We start from the raw sequence: 16,518 nt of genomic DNA on the forward strand, positions 1-16,518 counted from the left end.
CGGGCCCGTGTGAGCCCGGTGTGAGCAAGGCCGTCCGTGAGTTTCACCGCGTTCGCCGCCCCGCGCCTGAACCGGCGTCCCGCGGGCTGCCAGACTGGCCCCCGTGACGTCCACGACCAGCACCGATCTTCAGATTCCCGCCGACCTCAAGCCCTCCGACGGGCGCTTCGGTTGCGGACCGTCCAAGGTTCGTACCGACTCCCTCGCCGCGCTCGCCGACACCGGAGCCGCGGTCATGGGCACCTCGCACCGCCAGAAGCCGGTCAAGTCCCTCGTCGGCCGGGTGCGGGCGGGGCTGGCCGAGCTGTTCTCGCTGCCCGACGGCTACGAGGTCGTCCTCGGCAACGGCGGCTCCACCGCGTTCTGGGACGCCGCGGCATTCGGTTTGATCCGCGAGCGTGCGCTGCACCTGACCTACGGCGAGTTCTCCGCCAAGTTCGCCGACACCACGAGGGGCGCGCCGTTCCTGGCCGACCCGGTGATCGTCAAGGCTGAGCCGGGCAGCGCCCCCGAGCCTGCCGCCGACCCGTCCGCCGACGTGCTGGCCTGGGCGCACAACGAGACCTCGACCGGCGTCGCCGTGCCGGTCGTTCGGCCCGAGGGGACGAGCGACGGTCAGCTCGTGCTCATCGACGCGACGTCGGGCGCCGGCGGGCTGCCCGTCGACATCTCGCAGGCCGACGCCTACTACTTCGCCCCGCAGAAGGGCTTCGCCTCCGACGGCGGGTTGTGGATCGCGCTGATGAGCCCGGCTGCCCGGGAGCGGGTCGCCGAGATCGCCGCGGGCGAGCGCTGGATCCCGCCGTTCCTGTCGCTGGCCACCGCGATCGACAACTCGGCCAAGGACCAGACCTACAACACGCCGGCGGTGGCGACGCTGTTCCTGCTCGCCGAGCAGATCGACTGGCTCAACGGCCTCGGCGGGCTGGACGCTGCCGTGGCCCGGACCGCGGAATCGTCGAGCCGGCTGTACACCTGGGCGGAGAAGACCGCGTACACGACGCCGTTCGTCGCCGACCCGGCCCACCGTTCGCAGGTCGTCGGCACGATCGACTTCGACGCCGCCGTCGACGCCGCCGCCGTCGCCAAGGTGCTGCGGGCCAACGGCATCGTCGACACCGAGCCCTACCGGAAGCTGGGCCGCAACCAGCTGCGGATCGGCATGTTCCCCGCCGTCGAGCCCGACGACGTCTCGGCGCTGACCGCCTGCATCGACTGGGTCGTCGAGCGGCTCGGCTGAACCGCCGCGGCGGCCGTTCGTCACACCAGCATCGGTGGTCCCAGCTTTACCAAAACCACCATGCCGTGCAACGCTGTGGGGGCGACACGTGCGTGGGGGCGCACAGCCTGGTGTGAAGCCGCGCCGGGCAGCCGAGGCATCTCGGTCCGGCGCGCCTCCGCCGCAGGTTTCGATTTGGCAACTATCTTCACCCGGACGGGAGAGACAGAGCGGGGGGCCGCCGATGCGGGCGTTGCGGGTCGTCGGGATCGCCGAGGACGGTGCGGTCGTCCTCGAGGATCCGGCGCGTCGCGAGCGCTTCACGGTGCCGGCCGACGAGCGGTTGCGCGCCGCCGCCCGGGGAGACCTGACCCGACTCGGACAGATCGCGATCGAGTGGGAGAGCCAGTTGCGACCTCGAGAGATCCAGGCGCGCATCCGGGCAGGGGCGTCCGTGGAGCAGGTCGCCTCGGCAGCCGGGGTGCCCCTGCAGAAGATCGAGCGATTCGCCTATCCGGTGCTGCTCGAGCGCTCGCGGACGGCCGAGTTGGCTCAGGGCGCGCATCCGCTGCGGGCCGACGGACCCGATGTGCGCACACTCGGCGAGGTCGTCGCCCACACCTTCGGGCTGCGCGGACAGGACTACCTCGACGCCGAGTGGGACTCGTGGAAGGGCGACGACGGCAGATGGGTCGTCTGCCTCAGCTGGAGCGCCGGTCGTTCGGACAACCGCGCGCACTGGACGTTCCAGCCGGGGCCGCACGGCGGTACCGTCACCGCTGTCGACGAGCACGCCAGCGATCTCGTCGAGGGTCTGCCGCTGCGCCCGCTGCGCACGGTTGGCCCGGTGATCGACATCGGCCGCGCCGAGGAGCCGGAACCGCAGCCGGCGCCGGAACCCACCGAGCAGCAGGTCGTGCGCGCCGCCGCGGCCGGTGCCCCGGTGCGGGAGCGACCGACGGAGGCCGGGCCGCCCGCGGAACCGCGTCGGCCCGCCACCGCGGCCCGGCCTCCCGAGCCGGTCCGGCCCGGGCCCGCCAGCCCGCCGCCGGCAGACCCGGAGCCTGCCGAACCGGCCACGGCGGAGAAGCAGCGGCACGCGCCCGCCCGGCCGGCGCCGCAACCCGGCCCGGCCGGCCCCGACGCGGAGGCAGCACCCGATACAGAGGCAGCGCCCGATACGGAGACAGCGCCCGATACGGAGACAGCGCCCGATACGGAGACAGCGCCCGATACGGAGACAGCGCCCGATACGGAGACAGCGCCCGATACAGAGGCAGCGTCCGAGCCGCAGCCGGAGAAGCCCGTGCGGCGCACCAAGAAGGGCAAGCCGGTCATGCCGTCGTGGGACGAGGTCTTGCTGGGCGTTCGCGGCCAGCGGTAGGTGCGCTGCGCGGTCGTGAGCGTTGCGTATCGCTCCACCGTTACGCGGCGCTCACGGGGGCGTCAACCCAAGGCATACCCACGCGCTGACCAGGCCCGCGGCGGCGCCGAACGCGGGCCACCGCCAGAACGGGGTGCGGCGCAGCAACCACAGCGAGGGCGCCAGGCCGATCGCGACCAGCAGGTTCGCCGGCGCCCACAGCACCCCGAACGCATCGGCGAACGCGCGGCTGAGCACGATATCGGCCAGCGCGGTGAACGCCGCGAAGAAGGCGGACACGGCAAGTCCCGTGGCCCAGGGCGTGGGCGCGGCGCGTTCCGGGTCCGTGCGGGGCGGCGGACCGGTCGCGCGTCCCCACACCGGTTCCACCTGGCCCGTCACCGGGTCGTGGAACTGCACCGGACGCCCGATCAGGTCGGCGAGCCGGGCGGCGAGCTGCCGGCCACGGCGGTACACGAGCGAGCGTTCCGACGGCCCGCCGTTCAGCTCGACGGCCTCGGCCACCTCCGCCCACTCACGCAGGGCGGCCACGAGGTCGTCGGGCAGCGCGGGATCGTCCGGGCGTTGCTCCCCGAACACCACCTGACCCCCCGCGCCAAGGTGCACGGTTTCAGGGTACGGCCGGGGCCACCGCGTGGAAGGCGACGGCGGCGGCCGTTGCCACATTGAGAGAGTCGACACCACCGGCCATCGGGATCCGCACCCGGACATCGGCGGCGGCCAGCGCGGCGGCGCTCAACCCGGGTCCCTCGGCGCCGAGCAACAGCGCGACCCGCCGCCCGGCCAGGCCCGCCGCCGCGATCGGCCGGGCCTCCGGCATGGGGGTCAGCGCGACCACCCGCAGCCCGCAGGCGCGGAGCAGATCGAGGCAGCCCGGCCAGTCCCCGGGCAGCGGCGCGAACGGCACCCGCAGCACATGGCCCATCGAGACCCGCACGCTGCGCCGGTACAGCGGGTCGGAGCAGCGCGGACCGAGCAGCACCCCGTCGACCCCCAGGGCGGCGGCGTTGCGGAACAGCGCACCGAGGTTCTCGTGGTCGCCGACACCTTCGAGCACGGCGAGCACCTGGGCGCAGCGGGCGAGTGTGGCGGCGTCCGGAACCGGTGCCCGATCGGCCACCGCCAGCACCCCGCGGTTGAGGTGGAAACCGACCGCGGCCGCCATCGTGTCGGCGTCGGTCTGGTAGGCGGGCACGTCGATCGTGGCGAGATCGTCGGCCAGCTCGGCCAGCCGCCGCGATACCCCGAGCAGCGAGCGCACCGGATACCGCGAGTCGAGCAGCCTGCGCACCACGACGACTCCCTCGGCGATGACCAGGCCGCGGCCACCTGGCCGGTCGGGGCGCCGGTCGGCGTTGGTGAGATCCCGGAAGTCGTCGATGCGTGGATCGTCCGGATCAGGGATGTGGGTGATCGTTGCCACGATCGACCATCGTCGCAGGTGGTGCCGGGCCGCCCGCCCTCCGTCATCCAGTCGGCCGGTACCGCGCACCACGATCGTGTGACACGGTAGGCAACCGCTCAGGACCCAGCCGTAATGGGCTCGTGGTCCGTCCCGACCCCGGGGGACAGGGAGGGTCAGGCTTCACATGGGCCAGGACGTCGACCGGACCAGATTCAGTCGACGAGACAGCCAACGCTACCGTGGCAAAGTACACCGATGTCTCGATGCGCTGGCCGCGATGCTGCGCGAGCATCCGTTCGCCCAGGACGAACCCATGACCGGGATCGAGCTCGAGCTCAACCTCGTCGACCGCCAGCTCGAACCGGCGCTGTCCGGTGCCGACGTCCTGGCCGCCATCGGGTCGGCCGGATTCCAGAGCGAGCTCGGTCGCTGGAACATCGAGCTGAACCTGCCGCCACGGCTACTGCCCGGGGACGAGTGGCGTCATCTGGAGCATCAGCTGCTCGACGAGCTCGCCGCTGCCGGCGCCAAGGCGAGGGACTGCGCCTCGCAGATCGTCATGATCGGCGTACTGCCCACCCTCGGCCGCGGCCATCTCGTGCCCGGCTCGCTCTCCGACGGTGACCGATATCGGGTGCTCAACGAGCAGATCCTCAACACCCGCGGCGAACCGATCCGGATCGATATCACCGGCGCCCAGCCGTCCGGGCGCCCCGACGTCGCCCCCGAGCGGTTGACGGCGGACTTCGACTCGATCATTCCCGAGGCGGCCTGCACCTCGATGCAGCTGCATCTACAGGTCTCGCCGGAGGCGTTCGCCGGGTACTGGAACGCCGCGCAGTGCCTCGCCGGGGTGCAGCTCGCGGTCGGAGCGAACTCACCGTTCCTGCTCGACGCACAGCTGTGGGCGGAGACCCGGATCCCGCTGTTCGAGCAGGCCTGCGACGTGCGCACACCCGAGCTGCGCAACCAGGGCGTGCGACCCAGGGTGTGGTTCGGTGAGCGCTGGATCAACTCGATCCTCGATCTGTTCGCCGAGAACTCCCGCTACTTCCCCAGCCTGGTGCCGGTCGCGGAGGAGGTCGATCCGCTCGCCGAGCTGGAGGCGGGCCGGGTCCCGGTGCTCGACGAGCTGCGGCTGCACAACGGCACGATCTGGCGGTGGAACCGCCCGGTCTACGACGTCGTCGACGAGGCCCCGCACGTCCGGGTCGAGAACCGGGTGCTGCCGGCCGGGCCGAGCGTGGTCGACATGGTGGCCAACGCGCTGTTGTTCTACGGGCTGCTGCGGGTGTTCGTCGAGGCCGAACGGCCGCTGTGGAGCACGATGTCGTTCGAGGCGGCGGAGCAGAACTTCATCACCGCGGCCCGGCACGGCCTCGATGAGCCCCTGTACTGGCCGGGCACCGGCTGGATCCACCCGGACGAGCTGATCCTGCGCAAGCTGCTCCCGCTCGCGCACGAGGGCCTGGCGCGCTGGGGGGTCAGCAGCGCGGTACGGGACCGGTACCTTTCGGTGATCGAGCGCCGCTGTGCGCTGCGCCGGACGGGCTCGAGCTGGCAACTCGACGCCGTCGCCGCGCTGGAGGCCCGCGGCGCCGACCGGCCGGCCGCGCTGCGCGGGATGCTCCAGCGCTACGTCGAGGCCTCGACCGCCAACGAGCCCGTTCAGGCCTGGCCACTCCCCACCTGACGCTCCGCGAGTCGCGGTATTGACGCGACCGAGCCGCGGTGGCCGCGCTGATCGTCGACGCCGGTCGCTGACCGGCGGGTTCACCATCGCGAAGGGACGGTTCGTTCCCGGCCGGGCGAGCTCGCCCGCTTCTACTGTCTGCGCTGTCCCCGCGGTGGTGATCAGGCACCGCCGTCCTCCAGCCCACTGAGCAACCGGCGCCGCGTCGGGTGCCGATTCCGCGTGCCCGCAGACGGGAGACTCATGGCCCGCTTTCGCCTCTTCGGCCGCAACTCCGTCGGGCCCGGTGCGCCCCCGACCCCGCCATGGCTGCCGTATGGGCCCGGTCAGCACCCGTCGGGCTATGGTCCACCACCCTCCGGATGGACCGCCGGACCTCCCGACGACCACGGCCCGGCCACCCGGGCCGCCCGGCCCGCATATCCCGCCCCGTTCCGCGCCGCCGGGCTGCAGCGGGAGCCGCTCACCGATCCCCACGGCTTCCCGCCGGTCGCCGCCGGCCCCGACGCGACCCCACACCCCGCGGAGGCGGCGGCCCTGGCCGGGGCGTTCGCCGTCGACTACCTGTCCTGGGACGAGGACGATCCGGACCGCCGTGGATTCGTGCTCGCCGACTACCTGCCGGCTCCGGTGGGCGAACCGGCACGACTCGGCTGGTCGGGAGCCGGCAGACAACGGGCCGAGCTGGCGCTACCCGGGCGGGTCCGCCCCGATGGCGAGGACCGTGTCCTCGTCGACGTGCGGGTGCGGATCACCCCTTACCGGCCGGTCGGCAACCGCACCGACGAAGCCCCGGCCCAGGTCGAGCCGGAGATCGCCGGCACTCCGGCGGTGGCGCCCGCGCCGACCGGGCGCGGCTGGCGCAGTCTGGCGTCCTACTGGGTTCGCATCAGCGTCCCGGTCGCCGTCTACGCTGGACGGCTCGTCGTCGACGTGGGCAAGGAGGCCCTCGACGACAAGACCCCGTCGACCGAGCACCGCGACACCGGCGACGCGGACCTGCCACGGGACGACCACCCCGAGGGTGCGTGGTGAGAAGGATGCGCGCACCCGTGGTGGCGGGGGTGGCCGGCGGGGTCGGGACGACGACGGTCGCTGTAGCCCTGCACGGCCTTGACGCCGGACGTGCGGTCGACCCTCGCGTCGACGTGCTGGTCTGCCGGTGCGCAGGCGATTCGTTGCATCGCGCCGCGCGGCTCACCGATCGGTTCGGCGGCCCCGGCCCGCGCCCGGTGCTCGCCGTCACGGCCGAGGGCTCGGTTCCGGCCAGGAGCCCGCTGCACGCGGCACTGCAGCAGGTCCAGAGCCAGTTCTCGGGGATCGTCGTGCTCCCCCGGATCGAGCGCTGGCGCGAGCTGCTCGACCCGCTGACCGAGGCCTCGGGGATGCTCGCGCAGCCGGCGGACGCGCTGCCGCGGCAGCTGCGCGGTTACGCCACGGCGCTGCGGCAGCTCGCGCAGCTGGTCGCCGCAACGGGCCGGTTGCACCGCGAGCCCCCGGCGGGACATCCGGTCCGCCGGATGCCCGGCCCCGTCGCCGCGGCACCCCCGGCCCGGCCCGGCGACGCGGGCCGGCCGGTCGGGGGGCTCCGGATCATCGCCCCCGACCCCGCGTGGGCGGAGTGACGGGTGAATCGTGCGGGCGTCCATGTTGCCCGGTGCGTTGACGACCGCACTGGCCGCGCTGCTGAGCGCGCTGGTACTCGGTCCTGTGACCGAGAGCGACCAAATCCCCGGCTGGCCGACGGCCACGGCGGAGCGGGCCCGGCCCGCGTCGCTGGCCCGGGAGCCGTCGCCGATCCGGGAGTCGCTGCCGCTGACCGACGGGCGGGCCGGCCTCATCCGCGACTCCCTCGACGCCGTCCGCAGCGCCATCGAGGAATCCGGCGCGGCGGTCGACCGGAGCTCCGTCCCGCGGTACGACCCCGGCCCGCCCGGACCGAAGGGCTGCACACTGCCCGATCCGACGCGCCCAGGCGGATGTCTGACCGCGGCCGCCCGGCACGGTCTGGAGGCGATGGCCGCGGAGTTCGGCGGCTGGCGGGAGGGGCCGGTGATCCGCTCCGCGAGCTGCTGGGACGTCCATGCCTGGAACCCGGCCAGCGATCATCCGCACGGCCGGGCGTGCGACCTGTTTCCCTCGGCGCCCGGGGCCTTCCCGGAGGGCGAGGAGCTGGCCAACGGCTGGCGGGTGGCCAACTGGTTCCGCGCGAACGCGGCGTCCCTCCGCGTCGAGTACCTGATCTGGCAGGGCCGCTACTGGGACCCGTCGGTACCGGACGCGGACGGCTGGGGCAGGCCCTACACGGGCGGCGGTGTGTACGACGTCCGCGACCCGACCGGGGGGCACTTCGACCACCTGCACGTGAGCTTCGCGGAATGACGCCGGGCGATGCCCGCAGCGACGAGGAGCGCGCATGACGATCGACGAGATCGAGAAGCTGATCCGGCGGTATCTCACCACCGGGGTCGCCGTGGTGGTGATCGTGTCGGGTCCGGGCTCGCAGACCCCCGATCTGAGCGCGCTGCCGGGCGACCCGCAGGTCGTGACGGTGGGCCCGACGCCGGTCGGCCGGGCGCCCGCGGGCGGCACCGTCGAACCGCCGCCCGGATCCGGCGGGGACTCGGCACCGAATACCGGCTCGGGGAGTAGTGGCGCCATCTCGACGCAGGGCGGCACCGCGGCCGCGAGGTACGGCTGGGGCACCCCGAACCGCGTCGACGATTTCGACGGCGGCGCCGGCCAGTGGAACATCTACGACGGCCCCGGCCACGCCGGGCAGGGCACCCGCTCACCCAGCGCGGTGTCGATCGCAGACGGCGTCCTCACGATCACCGGTGACTCGTCGGGGACGACCGGGGGCATGGCCTGGCTCCCCGGACAGAAGTACGGACGCTGGGAAGGCCGGGTGCGCGCCCCGTCGAGCGACCCCTCGTACAACGCGCTGCTGCTGTTGTGGCCCGACGCCGAGGACTTCCCGGTCGGCGGAGAGATCGACTTCATGGAGATGATGGATCACACGCGGCAGAAGACGAACATGTTCCTGCACTACGGCGCGGACAACTCGCAGATCTCCGGCGAGGTCGAGGTCGACGCGACGCAGTGGCACAACTGGGCGCTGGAGTGGACGCCCGAGTCCATCACGGCCTTCGTCGACGGCGAGGAGTGGTTCCGCACCACCAACACCGGCATCTTCCCGCCCGGCTCGATGCACCTGTGCATCCAGCTCGACTGGTTCCCCCATGGCGACACTCCGCAGGAGTCGCGGATGGAGGTCGACTGGGTGCGCCAGTACTCCCTCGACGCCCCGGCCGTCGCGGATCGTCCCGATCCGGCCGGTGGCTCTCAGCGTGCACACAGTGACGGCGCCATAGGGTCGCCCGGTCAGTCGGATTCACCGGGGGAGACGCCGTGGGAGCCCAGGACCAGCTCACCGTCGGGATCGAGACCTCGCAGGAGCCGGAGCCTCCGCGGCGGCCGAGGGGTCGGATGGTTCTCACCGTTCTGGCGGTGATCGTCGCGCTGGCCATGCTCACCGTACCGATCGTGCTCGTCCGCAGCCTGATCCGGCCGCCCGCCCAACCGGCCGCCGAGCAGGCCGTTTCCCCTGTCACCGACACCAACGATCCGGTGGCCCCGAGCGGACGTGCCGAGCTCGACCCGGCGACCCGGTCGGACACCGAGGCCGCGGTCGTGCACGACTGGCCGCTGCTGCTGCACGACGAGTTCGACGGCGACACGCTCGACACCACCTTCTGGCATCCGTACTCGGGCGAGACGACCGGCGGTAACGGTCGGCACCGGCCGTCGAACATCGCCGTTTCCGACGGCGTCATGACGATCACCAGCCGGGGACGGGAGTCGGCCGGCATGGCCTGGCAGCCCGGCCAGCTGTACGGCCGCTGGGAGGTGCGGGCCCGCACCGAGGTCGGCACCGGCTACGGCGCGGTCATCCTGCTCTGGCCCGACGCGGAGGACTTCCCCAAGGGCGGCGAGATCGACTTCATGGAGATCCCGAAGCCGTCGCGGACCGAGTCGAACTTCGTGCTCCACTACGGCCGCAACAACAGCCAGGTCGGCACCTCCGTGCAGGGCGACTTCACCGAATGGCACAACTACGCGGTGGAATGGACCCCCGACCACGTCGCCGGCTTCATCGACGGCCAAGAGATCTTCCGGAGCACCGACAAGGCACAGATTCCGCCCCGGCCGATGCACCTCGCGATCCAGCAGGACATCGGGCCCTACGGCAAGGACTGGATCCCGCCTCTGGACGAGACCTCGCCCGCACAGGTCCAGCTGCACCTCGACTGGGTGCGCATCTACGGACTGTAGGAACGCCGCTCGCCGACACGCCTCGGGCCCCGGCCGACCGGCCGGGGCCCGAGCCATCCCGAACTGACACGCCGCTCCCACCACGAAGCGACGTGAGTCACGTTAGCTTACCCTTGCCTTACTCGCAAGCCTCGAGGCCGGGTGACCGGCATCACGGATCTCTCCCGTGCCAGCAGCACCAGGCTGACCAGTAGGACCGACACGACGGTCAGGGCCCCGCCGAGGATCAGCGGCGCCCGCCCGCCCCAGTGCTCGGCCACGAGCCCGAGCAGCGGGGCACCCAACGGCGTGCTGCCGAGGAAGAGCAGCATGTAGAGACCCATCACCCGGCCGCGCATGGACGGCTCGACCGAGAGCTGCACCGTCGCGTTCGCGGCCGTGGTGAACAGCAACGCCGCGAAGCCGACGAGCACAAGCATCACCCCGGCGGAGGCGAAGGTGGGCATCACGCCGACGGCGACCAGCAACGCACCGAAGGCCAGCCCGGATCCGGCGACGAGCCGCAGCCGCGGCTGTCCGCTGCGACGGGCCGCGAGCACCGCCCCGGCCACAGAACCGATGGCCAGCAGCGTGGTCAGCAGCCCGTAGGCCTCGGCGCCGCGACCGAACACGTTGCGAGCGAGCACCGGGATCGTGACCGGGAAGTTGATCGCGAACGCCGACACCAGGAACACCAGCGCGAGCACCCCGATGAGTTCGGGTCGCGCGCGCACGTGGAGCAGCCCCTCGCGCAGCTGGCCGGGACGGCGCGACACCGGCTCGGTACGGAAGAGCCGGGCCTGGTTCATCACCAGCAGCGCCACGACCACGCCCGCGAAGCTCAGGGCGTTGATCAGGAAGACCCAACCGGTGCCGACCGCCACGATGAGCACGCCGGCCACGGCGGGGCCGATGATCCGCGCGGTGTTGAACGTGAGCGAGTTGAGCGCCACCGCGTTCGCCACCTGGGCCGGGCCGACGAGCTCGGAGACGAACGCCTGCCGGACCGGGACGTCGAGCGCGGAGAAGCAGCCGAGCAGCAGGCAGAAGAGGTAGACCTGCCACAGCACCACCGCGCCGGTGACCACAGCGAGCCCGAGCAGCAGCGCGCAGGCGCCCATCGCGGTCTGCAGCACGACCAGCAGCCGGCGTTTGTCCACCCGGTCGGCCAGCACACCACCCCACAGCGAGAGCAGGAGGGTGGGCAGGAACTGCAGCGCCGTCGCGATGCCGAGCGCCGTCGCGTTGCCCCCGGACAGGTCGAGCACCAGCCAGTCCTGCGCGATCCGCTGCATCCAGGTACCGACCAGCGAGACGATCTGGCCGCTCGCGTAGAGCCGGTAGTTGGGCACGTGGAGGGATGCAAAAACCCCGCGCTGGCGCGGGGCTGAGGTCGGGGAGTCAAGGACGGCAGTCATCTATTTAGTTAGCATACCAAAATTATTTGACCAGCGCCTCCAACGGACCCACGGCGAGGTAGCCGACGAACGCCACCGCCACCACCCACATCAGCGAGTGCACCTGCCGAGCCCGCCCGGTCACCGCCACGAGCACGACATAGCAGATGAAGCCGGCGCCGATGCCGTTGGCGATGGAGTAGGTGAACGGCATGATCACGATGGTCAGGAAGGCCGGGAGGGCGACCCGGTGACGACATCGGCCAGCCCGGTGCGGGCCCCTCGGCGATACCGGACGCCGACTCGATGTACACCGTGTTCGACGACGCCGACGCCGCTCCACCCGCGATTGCACCGGTGCCCTCGACCAGCAGGGCGCGGCCGACGTTGGGCAACTGCCCGTCCGGTCTGAGCAGCCCGGACTGCTTGCCGAGCCCGGTCATCGTGCCGATGGCGTCGAAGAAGTTGGCCAGGACGCGATCGAGCCGTTGATGCCAAGCCCGACCGGCACGGTCGTGTTGGCGGCGTCGGGGATGCGGCGCACGAACCCGGCGTCGACGAGACCGATGAAGCAGATGAACAGCCCGACGCCCACCGCGATCGCGGACTTCAGATCGGGGGGCACCGCGTTGAAGACCGCGGTGCGGAACCCGGTGACGGCCAGCAGCACGATGATCAGGCCGTCGACGACGACCGAGGCCCATCGCCTCGGGCCACGTCATCTACGGCGCGATCGTGACCGCGACCAGCACGTTGGCACCCAGCCCGGTGGCCAGCGCGAACGGGAGGTTCGCGACCAGCCCCATCGGCAGCGTCATCACACCGGCGACCAGCGCGGTCGATGCGGCGACCTGCGGTACGGACAGGACGTTGCCCAGCACGTCCACCTTGGCACCGGGCCCGCCGGCCGTGAAGCTGCCGATGATCAGCGGGTTGAGGACGATGATGTAGGACATCGTCACGAACGTGACGAGCCCGCCGCGCAGTTCGTGGGCGACCGTCGACCCACGCTCGGTCAGCCGGAAGAAGCGGTCGACCCGGGAGAGACCGCGAACGTCCGTCGGCACCTCCTGGCCGCGCTCCATGAGCATCAACGTTAGCGTCGGCGGGGCCGTAAGCTGACAGCGTGGTCGTCCCGCCGCCGCTACCCCGCTGGACGAGCGACATCACCCGGATCGTCGCCGTCGGCACCCTGCTGTGGCTGGCCGGAGCGGCCATCCTGCTCGTGGCCCATCTGGTGGCCGGGCGGCCGCTCGACATCTGGTTCACCACCTGCGTCGCCGGGGTGGTGCTCGGTGGAATCGGATACGGGATCTTCCGCTGGCAGCGCGCGGCGGCGCGCCGCGGCGCGCGCACCGCCCAGGACGGGCTCCACGAGTCCTGAGGCCGGCCGCCGAGTTCTAGGGTGCGGGGATGACCACCGCCAACAGTGCCCGTCCCGTAGCCGCTGTTACCGGTGCCAGCTCCGGCATCGGCGCCGCCGTCGCTCGCGCACTGGCCGCCGCCGGCTTTCACGTGGTGCTCGGCGCCCGCCGGGTCGATCGCTGCTCCGCGATCGCCCGGGAGATCGACGGCACCGCGGTCCGGCTCGACGTCACCGATCCGGCCTCCGTGTCGGCGTTCGTCGCCGCGGTACCCGAATGCCGGTTGCTGGTCAACAATGCCGGTGGCGCGAAGGGACTCGAACCCGTCGCCGAGGCCGACGAGGACGACTGGCGCTGGATGTGGGAGGCCAACGTCATGGGCACGCTGCGGGTCACCAAAGGTCTGCTGCCCGCGCTGATCGCCTCCGGCGACGGGCACATCATCACGGTGACCTCGATCGCCGCCCTCGAGCCCTACGACAACGGCGCCGGTTACACCGGGGCCAAGCACGCCCAGGCGATGCTGCACCGCACCCTGCGCGGGGAGCTGCTCGGCCGGCCGGTCCGGCTCACCGAGATCGCGCCCGGGATGGTGGAGACGGAATTCTCACTGGTGCGCTTCGCGGGCGACGCCGAGAAGGCGGGCGACGTCTACCGCGGCCTGACCCCGCTCACCGCCGAGGACGTGGCCGAGACGATCGTGTTCGCCGCCACCCGGCCCGCGCACGTCAACATCGACCAGATCGTCCTCAAGCCGCGCGACCAGGCCTCGGCGATGCGGGCTCACCGCCGCGAGGGCTGAGCCGAAAGAGTGCGCTCGACGACTCCATCCGCGAGGGCAACCGTCACCTATGACCGGGACTTCGATCGCTTTCCCGGCGTGCGATGGGCCCCACCGCGGAATCTGACCGGGCGGTTCGGTGCGCGGCGGGTTCGCCGCCCCGCTCGTCAGACCAGGTGGTGCTCGTAGGCGAACGCCGCCGCGGCTGTGCGGGACGAAACGTCGATCTTTGCGAAGATGTTGCTCACATGCCGGGCCACGGTCCTCTCGCTCAAGAACAGTTCGGTGGCGATCTCGGCGTTGCTCCGCCCCGAGGCGACCAGCCGGAGCACCTCGACCTCGCGCGCGGTGAGGCCCCGGGGAGCGGTCGGCTGCAGCAGCCTGTTCGCTTCCTGTTCGGCCAGGCGTGCCCCGAGCTCGGCGAAGGCCCGGCGGGCCTGCGACAGCTCGCTCGACGCCGAGTCGAGATCGCCGAGGCGCCGGTAGGCCTGTCCGATGAGCACGCGGCACCGGGCCACCTCGTATCGGCAGCCCAGGCCGGCCCAGCGCGCGGCCGCGGTCCGCAGCGGCGGCAGTGCCGCCACCGCGTCGCCCTGGGCGAACAGCACGCTGCCCGTGGCGTGGCCGGCCATCGCACGCAGCGCCGCACACCCGAATCCCTCCGCGATGTCCGCCAGCTCCGCGGCCAGACCGGCCGCCTCGTCGATCTCGCCGCAGGCCAGCAGGACCTGAACCGCGGCGGGCAACACCTGCGACCGGTGCACCGGATCGCGGGGCTCGGCCACGAGCCGGCGGACCGCCGCCAGGGCCGCCTGGGTGCGTCCTTTCGCCAGCCACAGCAGCGCGAGCCCGGGCTGCGGGTCGTGGCCGAAGGCCGACGCCTTCTGGCAGGCCTCCTCCGCGGCCGCCAGCTCGCCCTGGATCCGGAGTACCTCGGCCCGCTCGCTCATCGCCAGCCCCGCCGCGTACGGGGTCTCGGACGCCAGGTACCGCTGAACCGCCCGGTCGAACTCCTCCAGCGCGTGGGCATAGACCCCGCGCACGCGCATGATCTGCCCCCGATGGACGGCGCACTGCCCGGTGAACGGCACCAGACCCGGCTGGGCGTCGCACCACCTGGTCAGGGCGCTGGTCCACTCGGCGGCGCGGCCGAAGTCGGAGACCTCCTGGCAGCCTTCGATCATGGTGCAGTAGACGATGCCGGCGAAGATCGGCGACACCTCGCCGGCGGCGATGCCGACCATCGCCTCGTCGAACAGCGCCAGGCCCTGTGGCACCTGCCCGGCGTAGAGCAGTCCCCGGCCCTCGGCCGACAGTCCCATCGCGACCAGGTCGGGGTCGTGGAACCGCCGGCCGTAGCCGGTGATGTCCACCGCCCGCTCGTGGGCGGCCGCGAACTCGCCGGTGCTGACGTGCCGGAACATCACGGGGATCAGCACGTACCCGCGCTCGACCAACTCCCCGGGTGCGTCCTGGAGAAGACGCTGCGCCCGGGCGATCCAGCCCCCGCCGACGGCCGCCTCACCGTCGCGGATCAGCGTCATGGCGAGCCAGAAGGCACAGCGCACCGCGGCCAGGGTCTCGCCGGCGTCGAGGTTCACCTGGTAGGCCCGTTGCAGGGCCTGCACGCAGTCGTTGCGGTGGCCCAGGAGATAGGCCGCCGTCGCCAGGCGCGCGAAGTCGGCCGCCGTGAGGCGGGACGGGTCGAGGTCGGACAGCGCGCCATAGGCCGCCACCCACTCCCGGCGCTCGAAGGCATCGCGCGCCCGGACCAGGTCATCGATGATCCCCATCCGACCCCCTTCGGCGCGCACGCGGAGACGTCAGGCCGCCGCGGGCACCGCGCTGCGTGTCCGCGACACGACCCGCCGAGCGACATACTCCGCGTCCCGGCCCACGCCGGGGAAGACCATCGAGGCGAACGCGTACTGGAAGCTCAGCCCGCAGAAGAACAGGCCCGGCGCCGCCTCGACCGCGCCGCGGTACTCCACCGGCCAGCCGTTCGCGTCGAGGACCGGGAGGTCGATCCAGTCGAACACCTGCTGGAAGCCGGTGGCCCAGATGACGTTCGCGCAGTCCACCATGCGGCCGTCGTCGAGCAGCGGCCGCCCGCCCGACACCCCCGCGACCCGTGCGGTCACCCGCTCCACCCCGCGCGCGGCGAGGTCCGCGCGTTTCACCCGCAGACTCGGCCCGCCGTGGAAGCGCACCTCGTTCATCACCTTGCGACCCATCGGGGTCCGGCGGGTGAGGACGTGCCGGAACACGAACACCATCACCGGCAGGACGACGTGCGCGCGCCGCGACTCCAGCCGGACCGGAATCTGCCCGCAGTCGCGCCCGCACAGGATCGTCTCGTGCGTCCGGGCGACCTCGTAGGCGATATCGGTGCCCGAGTGGGACGCGCCGACGACGAGCACCGGCCCGGGCCGCAGCTGGCTCGGACGGCGGTACTCGCTGGAGTGCAGCCGCCGGATCGAGGGGTCGAGGTCTTCGGCGAAGGAAGGGACGTACGGGGTGCGGCCGAACGTCCCCGTGGCCACCACCGCGTTGTCACAGCTGATCGTGTCGGCGCCGATCCAGGCGAGGTAGCCTCCGCCGTCGCGCGGCTCGAGCCGGTCGACCCAGGTGCTCATCCGCACCGGAAGGTCCCAGTGCAGGGCGTAGCGCTCGAGGAAGTCGGCCACCTCGTCCTTGTGCGGGAAGTGCCAGGCGGGTGCCGGGAACGGCAGTCCGGGCAGCCCGTCGTACTTCGCCGGCGTGTAGAGCCGCAGGGTGTCCCACTGCGCGCGCCAGTTGTCGCCGACGCGTTCGTTGCCGTCGACGATGAGGCAGGACCGCCCCCGCCGCTGCAGGTGGTAGCCCGTCGAAAGGCCGGCCTGACCTGCGCCGATGATCAGTGTTTCCGTGTGTTGGGTGCTCATCTCGCGCCTCCCGAATGCGACATTGCGCACCGGACGC

General features: G+C 72.2%; 15 protein-coding genes and 1 pseudogene. 10 read left to right on the forward strand and 6 right to left on the reverse strand.

What is annotated here, in order from left to right:
• Positions 1–103 precede the first annotated feature (103 nt).
• Both serC and sepH read left to right on the forward strand, forming a co-directional pair.
• Positions 104–1,240, forward strand: a complete 1,137-nt coding sequence (serC, locus tag G567_RS0116490; RefSeq protein ID WP_028930847.1) for a phosphoserine transaminase — start codon at positions 104–106, stop codon at positions 1,238–1,240.
• Positions 1,241–1,463: 223 nt separating this feature from the next.
• Positions 1,464–2,603, forward strand: coding sequence for a septation protein SepH (gene sepH, locus G567_RS0116495; protein WP_028930848.1), 1,140 nt, complete (start codon positions 1,464–1,466; stop codon positions 2,601–2,603).
• A gap of 51 nt (positions 2,604–2,654) precedes the next feature.
• On the opposite strand, the gene G567_RS0116500 is transcribed toward sepH, so the two are convergent.
• Positions 2,655–3,209: a DUF2537 domain-containing protein gene (locus G567_RS0116500; RefSeq protein WP_028930849.1), complete on the reverse strand. Its 555-nt coding sequence runs from the start codon at positions 3,207–3,209 to the stop codon at positions 2,655–2,657.
• 4 nt (positions 3,210–3,213) lie between these two features.
• Positions 3,214–4,026, reverse strand: a complete 813-nt coding sequence (locus G567_RS0116505) for a TrmH family RNA methyltransferase (RefSeq protein WP_028930850.1) — start codon at positions 4,024–4,026, stop codon at positions 3,214–3,216.
• Between the two features lie 166 nt (positions 4,027–4,192).
• Between G567_RS0116505 and G567_RS0116510 the strand changes: the two genes are divergently transcribed.
• The 6 genes from G567_RS0116510 to G567_RS29400 all read left to right on the forward strand — a co-directional run bounded on the left by G567_RS0116510 (position 4,193) and on the right by G567_RS29400 (position 10,036).
• Positions 4,193–5,701 (forward strand): glutamate-cysteine ligase family protein, encoded by a 1,509-nt coding sequence (locus G567_RS0116510; protein ID WP_028930851.1) that lies wholly within the window; start codon positions 4,193–4,195, stop codon positions 5,699–5,701.
• A gap of 243 nt (positions 5,702–5,944) precedes the next feature.
• Complete coding sequence (locus tag G567_RS0116515; RefSeq protein ID WP_028930852.1) at positions 5,945–6,736, forward strand: chromosomal replication initiator protein DnaA; 792 nt, start codon at positions 5,945–5,947, stop codon at positions 6,734–6,736.
• A 5-nt stretch (positions 6,737–6,741) separates the two neighbouring features.
• Positions 6,742–7,326 carry a hypothetical protein gene (locus tag G567_RS0116520; protein ID WP_147201032.1) on the forward strand — a complete coding sequence of 195 codons (585 nt, stop codon included), beginning with the start codon at positions 6,742–6,744 and terminating at the stop codon, positions 7,324–7,326.
• 10 nt (positions 7,327–7,336) lie between these two features.
• Positions 7,337–8,083, forward strand: a complete 747-nt coding sequence (locus tag G567_RS0116525) for a VldE C-terminal domain-containing protein (RefSeq protein ID WP_147201031.1) — start codon at positions 7,337–7,339, stop codon at positions 8,081–8,083.
• A 34-nt stretch (positions 8,084–8,117) separates the two neighbouring features.
• Positions 8,118–9,215 (forward strand): glycoside hydrolase family 16 protein, encoded by a 1,098-nt coding sequence (locus tag G567_RS32255; protein WP_051233198.1) that lies wholly within the window; start codon positions 8,118–8,120, stop codon positions 9,213–9,215.
• Positions 9,191–10,036, forward strand: a complete 846-nt coding sequence (locus G567_RS29400; protein ID WP_051233199.1) for a glycoside hydrolase family 16 protein — start codon at positions 9,191–9,193, stop codon at positions 10,034–10,036. The genes G567_RS32255 and G567_RS29400 overlap by 25 nt, the downstream gene beginning before the upstream one ends.
• A 107-nt stretch (positions 10,037–10,143) precedes the next feature.
• Here the strand turns inward: G567_RS29400 and G567_RS0116540 are convergent, their stop codons facing one another.
• Both G567_RS0116540 and G567_RS29405 read right to left on the reverse strand, forming a co-directional pair.
• Positions 10,144–11,433 (reverse strand): MFS transporter, encoded by a 1,290-nt coding sequence (locus tag G567_RS0116540; RefSeq protein ID WP_028930855.1) that lies wholly within the window; start codon positions 11,431–11,433, stop codon positions 10,144–10,146.
• A 22-nt stretch (positions 11,434–11,455) separates the two neighbouring features.
• Positions 11,456–12,497, reverse strand: a pseudogene (locus G567_RS29405) (NCS2 family permease).
• A 41-nt stretch (positions 12,498–12,538) separates the two neighbouring features.
• On the opposite strand from G567_RS29405, the gene G567_RS0116560 reads away from it, so the two are divergent.
• Together G567_RS0116560 and G567_RS0116565 are read left to right on the forward strand one after the other, a co-directional pair.
• Complete coding sequence (locus G567_RS0116560) at positions 12,539–12,796, forward strand: DUF2530 domain-containing protein (protein ID WP_028930858.1); 258 nt, start codon at positions 12,539–12,541, stop codon at positions 12,794–12,796.
• Between the two features lie 29 nt (positions 12,797–12,825).
• Positions 12,826–13,578: an SDR family NAD(P)-dependent oxidoreductase gene (locus G567_RS0116565; protein ID WP_028930859.1), complete on the forward strand. Its 753-nt coding sequence runs from the start codon at positions 12,826–12,828 to the stop codon at positions 13,576–13,578.
• 146 nt (positions 13,579–13,724) lie between these two features.
• On the opposite strand, the gene G567_RS0116570 is transcribed toward G567_RS0116565, so the two are convergent.
• A complete protein-coding gene (locus tag G567_RS0116570; RefSeq protein WP_028930860.1) occupies positions 13,725–15,350 on the reverse strand; it encodes a helix-turn-helix transcriptional regulator in 1,626 nt (541 codons plus the stop codon).
• 30 nt (positions 15,351–15,380) lie between these two features.
• On the reverse strand, positions 15,381–16,481 hold the full coding sequence (locus G567_RS0116575; protein ID WP_028930861.1) for a flavin-containing monooxygenase: 1,101 nt from the start codon (positions 16,479–16,481) through the stop codon (positions 15,381–15,383).
• Between the last annotated feature and the right edge of the window lie 37 nt (positions 16,482–16,518).

This window comes from Pseudonocardia asaccharolytica DSM 44247 = NBRC 16224, assembly GCF_000423625.1.
Lineage (GTDB): Bacteria > Actinomycetota > Actinomycetes > Mycobacteriales > Pseudonocardiaceae > Pseudonocardia > Pseudonocardia asaccharolytica.